Below are 14,289 nucleotides of genomic sequence, written 5' to 3' on the forward strand. Positions count from 1 at the left end.
CATCCGGGCACTAGCGTGATCGTCATGACGACACGGGGGCGAGCACTCAGGTACACGGCGATCTCGGCACTGGTGGTCCTCAGCCTGACCGGCTTCTCGACCGGCCGGCACGGCCACGGAGGCGACGGGGGCGGCGGCTGCAGCAGCTCGAGCCAGGACCACGACAACTCGTCGTCCACGTCGGGCGGCGGCGACGCCTACAAGGACGACGACGACACCTACGGCAGTGGCGGCAGCGGCTACCACGACTACGACGACGACACCTACGGCGACGGCACGGGCGGCGGCGGCGACACCCACGCCATGTCCGCCACCCTGGAACTGATCGCATGCGCCACGGAGGCCGAGCCGTACGCCACCGTCGAGGTCACCAACCCGAACGACAGCGAGTACACGTTCCCCGTCACCGTCCGCTTCATCGACGTGTACGGCACCGAACTCACCGCCGGCCACGAGGAGGCCACCGTCCCCGCGGGGGGCGTGACCGAGGTCCGCATCCCCTTCGACGGCTACGAACCGCCGTACGAGTGCCAGCTGGACGAGACGGTGACGTCACCGTCGTGACCCCGCGACGCGGGGGCGCGGCTGAGCCCGGACACACGTCGGCCGCGGCGGCGTCCCCTCCGCGCCGCCGCGGCCGATCCCCGTGCGGGAAAAAGGTCGAGAAGGGCCTACTTGCCGTCGCCGTCCAGGTCCAGGGCGGGCGGAGCCGGCATGTGGCTGTCGAGCGTGGTGATGCCGTCCTTCGGCGGAGCCGGCATGTGGCTGTCCTGGGTGGTGGCGGTGCCGTCCTTCGGCGGGGCCGGCATGTGGCTGTCGAGCGTGGTGATGGCGTCGGTGTTGTTCACCGCGTCCTCGTTGCCGTTCGTGGTGTTGCTCATCGTGTGCGAACCCCCATGCAGTGGATCGGACGTTGGTCTGGGGTTGCCCGTTCGGCGACTCCCCCGAGGATCGCCGAACGGGCGTTCCAGGGCCGTTCACCCTACAGATGAGGCCCCTGCGACCCGCCTGCCCCCCGACGCGACGGATCGTGTCCTGATCGTGGCACCGACCCATAAACGTCCGATGAACGGCCCGCCCGCTCAGGCCGCCTCGATGGGATCCAGCAGCGCCCGCAGCTCCGCCGACTCCGGTGCTCCCGAGGCCTCGTAGATGGACAGGGCGTCACGCCAGCAGGCACGCGCGCGATCCGTCTGCCCGAGGTCCCCCAGCGAGCGTCCCAGGAGCGTGAGGATGTTGGCGCGCATCCAGTCACCGCCGATGCTCCCGGTCGTCAACGCCTGCTCCGCGTGCTGGGCGGCCTGGGCCGGCCGCCGCGCCGCGAGGTGGACCTGGGCGATACGGAAGTGGGTGGCGCCCTCCCACAGACGCTGCCGGTTCTCCACGAAGGTCTGCAACGCCGTGGACAGTTCACTGAGCGCCTCGGTGTGGCGTGCGGCGTGACTGAGCGCGATGCCCAACGCGTACCGGGCGTTGGCCAGCCGGAAGGTCAGGCCCAGATCGTCGTAGAGGGCGATCCCCTGGCGCACCAGGTCGATCGCCGAGGTGGTGCGTCCCACGGACACGAGGACGCGCGACAGGTTGCACAGGGCGCTGGCCTCACCGGCCCGGTTGCCGTCCGCACGGAACGCCCTGACGGCCTCGCGCAGATGGGTTTCGCTCACCTCGTGCTGGTTCTTGCAGTTGGCGATGATGCCCTGCTCGTTGTGGGCGTTGCTCCGGGTCCAGGAGTCTCCGGTCCGGTTTCCCAGTGCTATGGCACGCTCGGCCTCCGTCTGCGCCTCGTCGAAGCGACCGGCGCGGCTGAGAACCTGGGCCAGCGTTGTGCGCGCCCGTCCCTCCGCCCGGGGGTCGTCCGAGGCGGTCGTGGCGTCGCGCACCGCGAAGGCGGCCGTTTCGTAGCTGAGGGAGCTCGCTCCCGACTCGGCGAGATCCTTCGACGCCAGCAGGAGGTCCACCGCCCGTCGCAGTGTGCGCGGTCCCAGGGACTGCCGGACGCAGGCCAGGATGCACGCGGCCTCCGAATGCAGCCAGTCGAGGGCGGCGGTGTCCCCCCGGAACTCCATGCCCGCGAACTCGGTGCGTGCGAGGTGATCCACGGTCCGGTCCCCGGGCCGCTCGATCGCGTACACCCCCGCCGCCGTGGACAGGTAGAAGTCCAGCAGCCGCGACAGCGCGGCCGCCCGCTCGCTCGGCGGCTGCTCGTCCCGTTCCGCGCACGCGCGGGCGTAGAGGCGGACCAGGTCGTGGAAGCGGTAGCGGCCCGGCGCCGCCGATTCGAGCAACGACGTGTCCACCAGGGACTCCAGGAGGTCCTCCGTGTCCTCCACCGGCAGGTCCAGGACGGCCGCCGCCGCCGCGAGGGAGATGTCCGGGCCGTCGGCCAGTCCCAGCAGCCGGAACGCGCGGGCCTGGGCCGGCTCCAGTTGGCCGTAGCCCAGCTCGAAGGTGGCCTCCACCGCCTGGTCGCCCGCCTGCAGTTCGTCCAGCCGGCGCCGCTCGTCCGCCAGCTTCGCCGCGAGGACCGAGACGGTCCAGGTGCGGCGGGCGGCCAGCCGGGACGCGGCGATGCGGATCGCCAGCGGCAGGAAACCGCACGCGCCGACCACGTCGAGCGCCGCCTGCCGCTCCGAGGCGACCCGCTCCTCGCCCACGATCTTGGTGAAGAGGGCCAGCGCCTCCTCGGGCGACATCACGTCCAGGTCGACCAGGTGCGCCCCGGCCAGGTCCACCATCCGCACCCGCGCCGTCACCAGCGCGGCGCAGCCCTCCGTGCCGGGCAGCAGGGGCCGCACCTGGGCGGCGTCGCGGGCGTTGTCCAGGAGGACGAGGACGCGGCGGCCGTCGAGGACGGAGCGGTAGAGGGCGGCGCGTTCCTCCAGGGAGTCCGGGATCGCCGAGTCGGCGGTGCCCAGGGCCCGCAGGAAGGAGCCCAGGACCGTCTCCGGCTCCGCGGGCCGTGCGCCGGCGCCCTGGAGGTCGACGTAGAGCTGGCCGTCCGGGAAGGCGGCCCGCGCCTGGTGGGCGACGTGCACCGCGAGGGTCGTCTTGCCGACGCCGCCGATGCCGGCCAGCGCGGAGACCGCCATCACGCGGCCCGTCGCCGCGCCCCCGGAGGCCGCGGACAGTACGTCGCTCAGCTCGCGGACGAAGGACGCGCGGCCGGTGAAGTCGGGGACCGTGGCCGGAAGTTGTGCCGGGCGCACGGAGGGCGTCACCGTCCTCGCGGTCGGCGCGGAGGGCTCGGCCAGCTGCGGGTCGGCCCGGAGGATGCGCTGCTGGAGTTCCTGGAGGCCCGGGCGCGGGTCGACGCCCAGCTCGTCGGCGAGCAGACGGCGCGTGTCCGCGTAGACGGCGAGGGCCTCCGCCTGGCGGCCGCTGCGGTACAGGGCCAGCATCAGCAGCTCTCGCAGCCGCTCACGCAGCGGGTGGGCCGCCGTGAGCGCCGTCAGCTCCGAGACGGACTCGGCGTGACAGCCCTGCTCGAGGTCCATGTCGAGGCGGCTCTCGAGGAGTTGCAGCCGCCATTCCCCGAGGCGCACGCGCTGCGTCTCGGCGTACGGGCCGGGCACGCCGGCCAGGACCTCGCCGTCCCACAGGGCCAGCGCACGGCGCAGCAGGTCGCGGGCGTGGCACAGGTCCCCGGAGCTCCTGGCCTTCTCCGCCTCGGCGGCCAGGTCCTGGGCCCGCGCCAGGTCCAGCGCCCCCTCGGCCAGGCCCCGCACGGCATACCCGCCCGACTCGCTGACCAGCACCCCCGGGTCGAGGACCTTCCGCAGCCTCGACGCGTACGTCCGTACCGCCGCCAGTGCCTGCGACGGCGGCTCCTCTCCCCACAGGGCGTCGATCAGCTCCGCCGCGGTCGCCGTACGGCCCTCACGCAGCAGCAGGGCGGCCAGCAGCGCCCGTTGCTGCGGCGAGCCGGTGGCCAGCGTCTCCTCGCCCCGCCAGGCACGCACCGGTCCGAGCACGCCGAAGCGGAGCGCGGCCGCCCCGTCCGGTTCCGCCGGGAATCCGGGACGCCGCTGCTCCGGAACCCGCGGTACACCGTCCATGCCGTCCCCCTAGACATCCTGAGCAACCAGGCCAGTTTGCCTTGTTCATGCTGACCACGTCAGCCGTGGGAGACGCCGATCACAGGTTCCTCACCTGCTCCCTTGTCCCTCCAGCTCCACCCGTACCGTCAGCAGCCCCGTACCGACGCCCATCGCCCGCACCACGAGGCTGTTGTAGCGGGGGAGGCGGCGCAGGCGGGCGATCGGGTCGTCGTCCGGCAGGAGGTGGGCCGTGCCCGGGTACCAGCGGCCCCGCAGCCGGACCCGGACCCGCGGATCGGCCCGGATGTTGCGGACGTACTGGGACCGTTCGCCGAACTCCGACACCAGCCAGAAGGAGTCGCCGGTCCGCCGGCCGCCCACCGGGGTGCGGCGGGGCAGGCCGGAGACGCGGCCGGTGGTCTCCAGCAGGGTCTGGCCGGGCAGCCGGCGCACGACGGCGTTGAGCCGGCGCTGGAAGGCCGTCACGACCCGGTACTTGGTCTCCGCGGAGGACGAGGACGACATCGTTCGTTCACGCTCCTGTCTCGTGGACCTCCATGTTCCCGGAAAACATCGGCGGGGAAGGTGTGAACGGGGCCGGGAGACGACGGGGGTGCGGGTGTGCGGGTCGTGACGTGGAACCTTTGGTGGCGGTTCGGCCCGTGGGAGGCACGGCGCGACGCGATCCTCGCCGTGCTGCGGGAGCTGGAGCCCGACGTCGTCGGCCTCCAGGAGGTGTGGGCCGTCGACGGAGGGGAGAACCTCGCCGAGTGGCTGGCCCGCGACCTCGGCCTGCACTGGGCCTGGTGGCCCTCGCCCGCGCCCGAGCGGTGGCAGCGGCGGATCGGGGACGGCACGGTGGGTGCCGGCACCGCGGTGCTCAGCCGCCGGCCCGTCGTGGAGCGGGCGGTGCTGAAGCTGCCCGCCCCCGCCGAACTGGACGACGGGCGGCTGGCCGTGTACGCCCGGCTGGACGCGCCCGGGCACCGCATCCCGTTCTTCACCGTCCACCTGACCTCCGGCGGCGGCCCCGCCCGTGCCGTGCGCCGCGAACAGGCCGCCGCCCTCGCCGAGTTCGTGGCCGCGCACCGGCACGGCACCGCCCATCCGCCCGTCCTTACCGGCGACTTCAACGCCCGCCCCGACGCGCCGGAGGTCCGCCTGCTGCGGGAAGCGGGGCTGCGTGACGCCTGGGAGCACGCGGCGCCGGGCGCGCCCTGCGGCACCTGGGACACCGCCAACCCGTACGTGGCCCGCGCGGACGGCGAGCCGAGCGTTCGGATCGACTACGTCCACGTGGGCCCGCCCGGACCCGGCGGACTCGGCCGGGTCCGGGCGGTGCGACGGGCCGGCGCCGGCCCCGTCGGCGGGGTGTGGCCCTCCGACCACGCGGCGGTCGTCGTGGACCTGGCCGACGGCGGGGCGGCCCCCGGGGCGACTAGCGCCCCAGGAACACCGGGTTCGTGAACGCCGCCAGTGCCCCCGGCAGCGGGCCCGCCGCCGTCTCGTGCCGCACCTCCGCCCGCACGTACGCCGCGTACGAGGCCGTCGTGCGCCACTCCACGGTGCCCGCGCCCGACACCGGCAGCGGATCGCCGGTGAACAGCACGCCCTGGTCGGTGACGAACCGGACCGTGCAGCGCGGGGCGCCCGTCACCTCCAGACGGACGGTGACCGGGGTGTCGCGGTCCACGCGCAGCCGCTCGCCGATGCCGGCGTGCTCGCCCCGGCCGCCGGACGCGGTGAAGGACAGGGACACCTTCGACGACTCGGCGACGTACGAGCGCCCGGCCCGGATGCCCTCCTGGATCGCCTCCCGGGTCAGGTCGTCGGCGAGGACGACGGTCTGCGGGCGGCCGATCACGTCGGGGGAGCGGTGGGAGTCGCTGCTGCCCATCGCCGGGATCCAGTCCCTCCCGTCACGCACCGAGGCGACCAGCATGCCGTCCCAGTCGGCCAGCGCCACCTCGTCGTCGGGCGTGTAGGCGCCGTTCCACACCTCGACCGCGTCGGCCTCGCCGAACCCGAACTTCCAGTTGCAGCCGATGCAGGTGGCGTGCGGGTGGGCGGGCACGACCAGGCCGCCCGCGCGGCGGATCTGCCGGGCGAACCGGCCGAAGCGGTTGTCGCGGGCCCGGTAGCGCCAGTCGACGAAGGTGCCGGGATCGGTGCCGAGGGCGACGACGTGTCCGTTGCGGGTGGTCACCTCCTCGCCGAGCAGGATCAGCAGGTCGTCCCCGGCGAGACCGGCCCAGTGCGCGTGGGCGGAGTGCGTGTTGTGCTCCGAGGAGTTGATGAAGTCCAGGCCCGCCGCCCGCGCCAGCTCCGCGATCTCGGCGAGGGTGTAGCGGCCGTCGGAGTACTCGGAGTGCAGGTGGCAGTCGCCCCGGTACCAGGCGCGGCCCCGCCCCCCGGCCCGCTCGGGCGGGTACACCGGCCGCGGGGTCTCGGCCTGCTCGCCGTAGGTCAGCGTGACCGTGATCTCGTACGACAGGCCCTCGGGCGCCACCGTGTACGGACCGAGGGCGATGTGCCAGGTGCCGGGCCGCACCGGCCCGGGGACGTAGCCCGGCGTGGCGTCGTCCGCGCGGACGAAGAACTCCGTGCGGGCGCCGCCCGACCAGCCGCGGAAGCCCCGGCCGCCCAGCTCGGTGCCGCGCTCGTCGAAGAGGCCGATGTCCAGCGCGTTGCCCTGGGTGCCGGCCGGCACGGCGGGGCGGTCGTAGGAGTAGGCGACGTGGATCTCGCGCACGCCCCGGGGGACTTCGACCGGGACGTAGACGAAGTCGGGGGAGCCGGGCGGCAGGGTGCCGCGCACGGTCCTGGTCCGCCGTTCCCGGGGTGCCGCCGAGGCGAAGCTCACGCTTCCCAACGTAAGCGCGGCGGCGGCTCCCGTCACGAACACCGCGCGTCTGCCGATTCCGGTGTGTTCCTGCTCGTGGTCGTCCTCGCACATGCTGCTGCTCCCCAGGTGTCGTGGATGACATGGCATGGGTGGTGCAGGGGTTGGTGCGTGCAACCCTCGTATTGAGCCGTGAACCGCGGTGCAAGGGAAGGGGGAAGACGGATGGAGGACCGGAAACGGCCCGGTGGGTCACCGGGACGCGGCCCCCGTGCTGATCACGCCGCTCGTATGCTCGAAGGATGACGACTTCCGCGACCTCCGGAACCGGACCCGCCGACCCCGCAGGGCCCACCGAGAACTCCATGCGTCGCGCCCTCAAACGCGCCCGGGACGGCGTCGCCCTCGACGCCTCCGAGGCCGCCGTGCTGCTGCAGGCGCGCGGGGAGCACCTCGACGCCCTCACCGCGTCCGCCGCCCGGGTCCGGGACGCGGGGCTGGAGGCCGCCGGGCGGCCCGGCGTCATCACGTACTCCAAGAGCGTCTTCGTCCCGCTCACCCGGCTGTGCCGTGACAAGTGCCACTACTGCACCTTCGTCACCGTCCCCGGCAAGCTGCGCCGGGCGGGCCACGGGATGTTCATGTCGCCGGACGAGGTGCTCGACATCGCGCGCAAGGGCGCGGCCCTCGGCTGCAAGGAAGCCCTCATCACCCTCGGCGACAAGCCCGAGGAGCGCTGGCCCGAGGCCAGGGAGTGGCTGGACGCGCACGGCTACGACGACACGATCGCCTACGTCCGCGCGATCTCCATCCGCATCCTGGAGGAGACGGGCCTGCTCCCGCACCTCAACCCGGGCGTCATGAGCTGGACGGACTTCCAGCGGCTCAAGCCCGTCGCGCCGTCCATGGGCATGATGCTGGAGACCACCGCGACCCGCCTGTGGTCCGAGCCCGGCGGCCCGCACCACGGTTCCCCGGACAAGGAACCCGCCGTACGGCTGCGCGTCCTGGAGGACGCCGGGCGCTCCTCGGTCCCCTTCACCTCCGGCATCCTCATCGGCATCGGCGAGACGTACGAGGAGCGGGCCGAGTCCCTCTTCGCGCTGCGCCGCGTCTCCCGCGCCTACCACGGCATCCAGGAACTGATCATCCAGAACTTCCGCGCCAAGCCGGACACGGCGATGCGCGGCATGCCGGACGCCGAACTGGACGAGCTGGTCGCCACCGTCGCCGTCGCCCGGCACATCATGGGACCGTCCGCGTGCCTCCAGGCCCCGCCGAACCTGGTCGACGCCGAGTACGCGCGGCTGATCGGCGCGGGCATCGACGACTGGGGCGGCGTCTCCCCGCTGACCATCGACCACGTCAACCCCGAGCGCCCCTGGCCGCAGATCGACGAACTCGCCGCGAAGTCCCGGGCGGTGGGATTCGAGCTGCGGGAACGGCTGTGCGTGTACCCGGAGTTCGTCCAGCGCGGCGAGCCCTGGCTGGACCCGCGGCTGCGCCCGCACGTGACGGCGCTCGCCGACCCGGTCACGGGCCTCGCCCGCGAGGACGCGGTGGTCGAGGGCCACGCCTGGCAGGAGCCCGACGAGGCGTTCACCGCCACCGGCCGCACCGACCTGCACGCCACCATCGACACCGAGGGCCGTACGTCGGACCGCCGCGACGACTTCGACGAGGTGTACGGCGACTGGGGCGCCCTGCGCGAGGCCGCCGCCCCCGGCATGGCCCCCGAGCGCATCGACACCGACGTGCGCGCCGCGCTGGCCACGGCGGCCGACGACCCCGCGAAGCTCACGGACGACGAGGCGCTCGCCCTGCTGCACGCCGACGGCCCGGCGCTGGACGCCCTGTGCGGCATCGCGGACGACGTCCGCAGGAGCGCCGTCGGCGACGACGTGACGTACATCGTCACCCGCAACATCAACTTCACCAACGTCTGCTACACCGGCTGCCGTTTCTGCGCCTTCGCCCAGCGCCGCACGGACGCCGACGCCTACACGCTCTCCCTCGGCCAGGTCGCCGACCGCGCCCAGCAGGCGTGGGACGTGGGCGCGGTGGAGGTCTGCATGCAGGGCGGCATCCATCCCGACCTGCCCGGCACGGCGTACTTCGACATCGCGCGGGCGGTGAAGGAGCGCGTTCCCGGCATGCACGTGCACGCCTTCTCGCCGATGGAGGTCGTCAACGGCGCGACCCGCACCGGCATGTCGATCAGGGAGTGGCTGAGCGCCGCCAAGGAGGCGGGCCTGGACTCGATCCCGGGCACGGCGGCGGAGATCCTCGACGACGAGGTCCGCTGGATCCTCACCAAGGGCAAGCTGCCGGCGGCCACCTGGATCGAGGTGATCGAGACGGCCCACGAGCTGGGCATCCGCTCCTCGTCCACGATGATGTACGGCCACGTCGACCAGCCCCGCCACTGGCTGGGCCACCTGCGCACCCTCGCCGGGATCCAGCGGCGCACGGGCGGGTTCACGGAGTTCGTGACGCTCCCCTTCATCCACACCAACGCGCCGGTCTACCTGGCGGGCATCGCCCGGCCAGGACCCACCCTCCGGGACAACCGCGCGGTGACCGCGATGGCCCGCCTCCTTCTCCACCCGCACATTCCCAACATCCAGACAAGCTGGGTGAAACTGGGCACGGAGGGTGCGGCGGAGATGCTCCGCTCCGGCGCCAACGACCTGGGCGGCACCCTCATGGAGGAGACGATCTCCCGCATGGCGGGCTCGTCCTACGGCTCGTACAAGTCCGTCAAGGACCTGATCGCCGTCGCCGACGCCGCGGGCCGCCCGGCGAGGCCGCGCACCACGCTCTACGGCCCGGTCCCCGAGGAGCGGCAGCGGGCGGCGCGGGACTCGGACGGGCACCTGCCGGAACTGCTGCCGGTCCTGGACTGAGGCGCGGGCGCACGCTTCGGAGGCAGGGCGGGTGCGCAGTACGATGATCGGGCCCCCGGTGTGTCGGGGTTCTCGTAGCTGAGGAGATGCGTGCCCGTGCCTGCCCGACTTCCCTCATGGGCGTGGGTCTCCGGTCTGACCGTGGGCGCGGTAGCGGCGGTGACCGTCCTGGCCGTACAGGCGGACCAGGGACCCCACCCCACCGCCGCGGCGACGAAGCCGAAACCGTCGGCGTCGGCGTCCGCGGAGCCCAAGCCGAAGGAGACCGCGCCGGCCCCGGTGCCGGCGGATTCCGGCACCGGGCGGCGCGTCGTCTACTCGGTGGGCCAGGACCGGGTGTGGCTGGTCGACGCCAGCGACGCCACCCGGCGGTCCTTCAAGGTGTGGCCGGGCACGGTCGACCCGGATCCGGGCAAGTACAGCGTCGGCACCCGCCGCCAGGACCCGACGACCGGCTCCGACGGGGTGCGGGTCGAGCAGATCATGTACTTCACCCAGGAGGACGGCGTCTGGGTCGCCTTCTCCAACGCCGTGGACGGCTCCTCGCCGCCGCCGCCCGCCGACGGCGCCAAGACGGGCGGCATACGGCTGCCCAAGGCGGACGGCGACGCGCTCTGGGAGTTCGGCACGTCCGGCACGACGGTCACTGTGGTCGCTTAGCCTCCTCCGCCGTCCCGCCGGACGGCAGGTGCGCCACGATCAGCACCACGCCGCTGAACAGGAGCACCCGCGTCGCCGCGTCCAGCCCGTTCCAGTCCTCCGACTGCCACATCGCGAACCACTCCCCGCCGATCGCGAGGAACCCGGCGCCGAAGAGCAGCATCAGCATGAGCGTGCCGTACGTGGTGAAGCGCCGCGCCGGAGCGTGCTGCCGGCGTATCCAGAGCCAGGTCGCCCAGATCAGCACGAGCGCGGCCGCGGTCTCCCAGACGATGATCGCCACGTAGGCGGTGTCCTGGAGGCCCTTGCTCGTGATCGCCCGCCACATCAGGTCGTCGTCCTTGAACGTGGTGTCCATCGCGAGGACGTGGTGCACGTACTGCTGGTTGTTGTCGAAGTCCGTGATGTTCCCGAGGGCCACGAGGGCGATGTAGAGGGCGAGGACCGCGGTGAGCACGGTGGAGGCGAGTAAAAGGGTGCTGCGGGGGTTCTTGGTCATGGCAGCACTATTCCGAAGCCGAGGGCCCCGCCAGTAGGCAGGGCCCTGGAACGTGATCTCTTCGCAGCGTTCCGCCGACGAACTCCCCGGCGGCCGAAGCTACTTGCAGACGGCCGTGTCCACCAGGTCGAAGACGTGCTGGTGCGCCGCCATCATGTCGGCGGGCTCGGCGGCCACCGAGCTGGACAGCGCCGTCGTCGCCACCGTGGCCGCGCGGCCGTCCCGGGTGGCGCCGCCGTAGGTCTCGTATCCGTGGATGGAACCGCCGTGGCCCCACAGCTCGACGCCGCAGGACAGGGGGGTGCGGAAGAGGCCCAGACCGTATCCGGTGCCCGGCGCGGGGGCGCCCTCGGTCACCGGGACCGTGGTCTTCATCTCCTTCAGTTCGGCTGCCTCCAGCACCTCGCCGCCGAGCAGCGCGGAGAAGAAGCGGTTGAGGTCGCGCGGGGTGGTGACGAGCTGCCCGGCGGCCCAGGCCTGGGACGGGTCGAGGCGGGTGATGTCCTCCAGCGGGGCGCCGGGGGAGGCGGCGGCGTAGCCCTTGGGGTGGGCGCCCCGGATGCCGCGCTCGCCGACGCCCGGCCAGTAGGTGTCCTCCAGACCGAGGGGGCGGATGATCCGGTCGGTGATCTCCTCGCCGAAGGGGCGGCCCGTGACCTTCTCGACGAGCAGGCCGGCCAGCACGTAGTTGGTGTTGCTGTACTGCCACTTCGCGCCGGGCTCGAACGCCGCCTTCTGGCTCAGGGCGAGGTCGACCAGGTCACGCGGGTTGTAGTAGGTGTCGCGGACCTCGAAGGGGTCCAGGCCCAGCGTCGGGACGTAGTCGGGCAGGCCGCTGGTGTGCTGGAGCAGGTTCCGCACGGTGATCCGGCCGCCGTCGATGCCCTCGCCGTGCACCAGTCCCGGAAGATACGTCTCGATCGGTTCGTCCAGCTTCACCTTGCCCTCCCCGACCAGCTGGAGCACCACCGCCGCGGTGAGGGCCTTGGTGTTGCTGCCCGCCCTGACCTGGCCGTTCACCGGCACGGACGCGCCGGTCGCCAGGTCGCCGGTGCCGGCCGTGTAGTCGCGGGTGCGTCCGTCACGGCCCTGGACCGCTGCCAGCGCGGCCGGGAAACCGTCCTCGCGCACCAGGTCCTTCGCACCCTCGCGGACGGCGTCGCGGTGACCGGCGTGGTCCGGTGCGCCGTAGGCCAGGGAACCGGTCACGGCGAGGCCGCCGCCCAGGACGGCGAGCGCGGCGACCACCGACAGCACGCGCCCACGCCGCTTCTTCGGCTGGGACGCGACGGTGGCGGGGGCGGCGGGGAGACGAACGGACACGGGATTTCCTCTCAACAAGGCTGCTCTCGGAACGCCTTGAGCCTTTCGCGAACCCGCCGCCCGCTCGATGGGCCCAGACGGCGGAAACGGGGTGTACCTTCCACCACCCCCGGCCGTGAGCGTTTCCACACCGATCCCGCCCGCCGCGGCCCTGAACCGACCGCGTCCGTTCGCATACAGTGCTGGGCGTCGTACGTACGCACAGTGCCGAGGGGAGGTCCGGGTGGGCGGGACGACCGGCGCCGTCTGGGGGCGTGCCGAGCAGCAGGACTTCCGCAGCCGGGTGCGCGGGACGCTGCTCGGCGTGGCCGTCGGTGACGCTTTCGGAGCCCCCGTCGACTCCCTCGCCCTCGACGCGATCCGGGAGGCCCACGGCGCCGAGGGGCTGTCCGACCTGGCCCCGGCCTACGGCCGGCGCGGTGCCGTCACCCACCTCACCCAGCTCACCCTGTTCTCCGTGGACGGGCTGATCCGCGCCCAGGTACGGCGCGACACCGGGGCCTGGCACCCGCCGACCGACCTGCACCGGGCCTACCGGCGCTGGGCCGCCACCCAGCGCGACTGGGGACCGGACCTGCGGCGCAAGGACGACGGCTGGCTGGCCCACGAGGAGTGGCTGTACGTCCGCCGGGACGCACCGCGCGCCCTGCTGCTCGGCCTCGGCGACGAGACGATGGGCACCCCCGAGGCGCCCAAGAACCCCGACGAGCGCGGCCCCGAGGCCGCCGCCCGCTCGGCGCCGTTCGGGCTCCTGGTCGGCTGGGAGCCGCAGCTGGTCGCCCAGCTCGCCGTGGAGTGCGCGGCGCAGACCCACGGCCACCCCACCGGCTGCCTCGCGGCGGGCGGGTACGCCGTGATCGTGCACGGGCTGGCACGCGGCGAGAGCCTGGACGCCGCCGTGCAGCGGGCCCTGGCGCTGCTCGTCGCCCGGCCGGGTCACGAGCCCGTGGCGACCGCCCTGCAGCACGCCCTCGGCGCGGTCCGGCAGGGGCTGCCCACCCCGGCGCGGGTGACCGGGCTGATCGGCGCGGGAACGGCGGAGGGCCTGGTCGCCGCCGCCGTGTACTGCGCCCTGGTCGGCGAGGACGTACGGCACGGGCTGCGCCTCGCCGTCAACCACGACGGCCCCTCGGCCGCGACCGGCGCCCTGACCGGCGGTCTGCTCGGGGCCCTGCACGGCGAGACGGCCCTGCCCCCGGCCTGGGTGGCGGAACTGGAGGGCCGCCCGACCCTTCTGGAACTGGCCGACGACTTCGCCATGGAAATGACCCAGGGCCCCGCCCTCCACGGCCCGGCAAGCTCGTCCCCCGCCTGGCTGACGCGGTACCCCCGGGGTTAGGCCTGTCCGGCGGATCATGCCCCGGACGCGGGGCCCGGCACGCGCGTCCGCGGCGTTGTCGTCGGTTGCCGACGCTCCGCGTCGACGCTCTCCTCCGCATTGCGGCTGCACGCACCAGACCCCGCTCACCGGCGTCGACGAGGTGCCGTGCCTGTCCTGCGACCTGATCCGCCGGACAGGCCCGAGCGGGGCCCGGGAGGCACGAGGACGGTCACGTTTCGAGAAGCGCCGCCCCGCGGGGCCCGGCTAGCGTGCTTGCCATGGACATCAGCATTCACACCACGGTTCTCCCGCACGACGACCCGGACGCGTCCCTCGCCTTCTACCGGGACGTCCTCGGCTTCGAGGTCCGCAAGGACGTCGGGAACGGCAAGATGCGCTGGATCACGGTCGGGCCGGCCGGCCAGCCGGACGTCTCGCTGCTGCTCTCGCCGCCCGCCGTGGACCCCGGCATCACCGACACCGAGCGCCGCACCATCGCCGAGATGATGGCCAAGGGCACCTATGGCTGGATCCTCCTGGCCACCGAGGATCTCGACGGCACCTTCGAGAAGGTGCGCGCCGGGAACGCCGAGATCGTCCAGGAGCCGACCGAGCAGCCGTACGGCATCCGGGACTGTGCCTTCCGGGACCCGGCCGGCAACCAGATCCGCATCCAGGAACTGCGGTAGGAGCGGATGCGG

General features: G+C 73.3%; 12 protein-coding genes. 6 read left to right on the forward strand and 6 right to left on the reverse strand.

Translation table 11 applies throughout. The features are described 5' to 3' along the window. The first annotated feature begins 24 nt into the window (after positions 1-24). Complete coding sequence (locus NI25_RS22455; protein WP_061447038.1) at positions 25-564, forward strand: LEA type 2 family protein; 540 nt, start codon at positions 25-27, stop codon at positions 562-564. A gap of 107 nt (positions 565-671) precedes the next feature. Here NI25_RS22455 and NI25_RS22460 read toward each other — a convergent pair whose 3' ends face one another. The 3 genes from NI25_RS22460 to NI25_RS22470 all read right to left on the reverse strand — a co-directional run bounded on the left by NI25_RS22460 (position 672) and on the right by NI25_RS22470 (position 4,562). After that, positions 672-881: a hypothetical protein gene (locus NI25_RS22460; RefSeq protein ID WP_061444163.1), complete on the reverse strand. Its 210-nt coding sequence runs from the start codon at positions 879-881 to the stop codon at positions 672-674. Positions 882-1,082: 201 nt separating this feature from the next. Beyond that, positions 1,083-4,055 carry an AfsR/SARP family transcriptional regulator gene (locus NI25_RS22465; RefSeq protein ID WP_061444164.1) on the reverse strand — a complete coding sequence of 991 codons (2,973 nt, stop codon included), beginning with the start codon at positions 4,053-4,055 and terminating at the stop codon, positions 1,083-1,085. Between the two features lie 90 nt (positions 4,056-4,145). Continuing rightward, positions 4,146-4,562 (reverse strand): nitroreductase family deazaflavin-dependent oxidoreductase, encoded by a 417-nt coding sequence (locus tag NI25_RS22470; RefSeq protein ID WP_061444165.1) that lies wholly within the window; start codon positions 4,560-4,562, stop codon positions 4,146-4,148. Between the two features lie 96 nt (positions 4,563-4,658). On the opposite strand from NI25_RS22470, the gene NI25_RS22475 reads away from it, so the two are divergent. Next, a complete protein-coding gene (locus tag NI25_RS22475) occupies positions 4,659-5,504 on the forward strand; it encodes an endonuclease/exonuclease/phosphatase family protein (protein ID WP_061444166.1) in 846 nt (281 codons plus the stop codon). On the opposite strand, the gene NI25_RS22480 is transcribed toward NI25_RS22475, so the two are convergent. Further along, positions 5,476-6,993 carry a CehA/McbA family metallohydrolase gene (locus tag NI25_RS22480; RefSeq protein ID WP_061444167.1) on the reverse strand — a complete coding sequence of 506 codons (1,518 nt, stop codon included), beginning with the start codon at positions 6,991-6,993 and terminating at the stop codon, positions 5,476-5,478. The genes NI25_RS22475 and NI25_RS22480 overlap by 29 nt on opposite strands. A gap of 188 nt (positions 6,994-7,181) precedes the next feature. On the opposite strand from NI25_RS22480, the gene NI25_RS22485 reads away from it, so the two are divergent. Further along, on the forward strand, positions 7,182-9,785 hold the full coding sequence (locus NI25_RS22485; protein WP_061444168.1) for a bifunctional FO biosynthesis protein CofGH: 2,604 nt from the start codon (positions 7,182-7,184) through the stop codon (positions 9,783-9,785). A 96-nt stretch (positions 9,786-9,881) separates the two neighbouring features. Next, the gene (locus NI25_RS22490) at positions 9,882-10,445 is read left to right on the forward strand and encodes a hypothetical protein (RefSeq protein ID WP_078884700.1); all 564 of its coding nucleotides are present in this window, start codon (positions 9,882-9,884) and stop codon (positions 10,443-10,445) included. On the opposite strand, the gene NI25_RS22495 is transcribed toward NI25_RS22490, so the two are convergent. Together NI25_RS22495 and NI25_RS22500 are read right to left on the reverse strand one after the other, a co-directional pair. Further along, the gene (locus NI25_RS22495; RefSeq protein ID WP_061444170.1) at positions 10,429-10,944 is read right to left on the reverse strand and encodes a DUF2165 domain-containing protein; all 516 of its coding nucleotides are present in this window, start codon (positions 10,942-10,944) and stop codon (positions 10,429-10,431) included. The genes NI25_RS22490 and NI25_RS22495 overlap by 17 nt on opposite strands. A gap of 99 nt (positions 10,945-11,043) precedes the next feature. After that, positions 11,044-12,267: a serine hydrolase domain-containing protein gene (locus NI25_RS22500; RefSeq protein WP_061444171.1), complete on the reverse strand. Its 1,224-nt coding sequence runs from the start codon at positions 12,265-12,267 to the stop codon at positions 11,044-11,046. Positions 12,268-12,490: 223 nt separating this feature from the next. Here NI25_RS22500 and NI25_RS22505 point away from each other — a divergent pair, with 223 nt between their 5' ends. Beyond that, positions 12,491-13,606: an ADP-ribosylglycohydrolase family protein gene (locus NI25_RS22505; RefSeq protein ID WP_061444172.1), complete on the forward strand. Its 1,116-nt coding sequence runs from the start codon at positions 12,491-12,493 to the stop codon at positions 13,604-13,606. A 260-nt stretch (positions 13,607-13,866) separates the two neighbouring features. Continuing rightward, positions 13,867-14,277: a VOC family protein gene (locus tag NI25_RS22510; protein WP_061444173.1), complete on the forward strand. Its 411-nt coding sequence runs from the start codon at positions 13,867-13,869 to the stop codon at positions 14,275-14,277. Positions 14,278-14,289 lie beyond the last annotated feature (12 nt).

Origin of the sequence: Streptomyces sp. CCM_MD2014 (assembly GCF_000772045.1) — a bacterium.
GTDB lineage: Bacteria > Actinomycetota > Actinomycetes > Streptomycetales > Streptomycetaceae > Streptomyces > Streptomyces salinarius.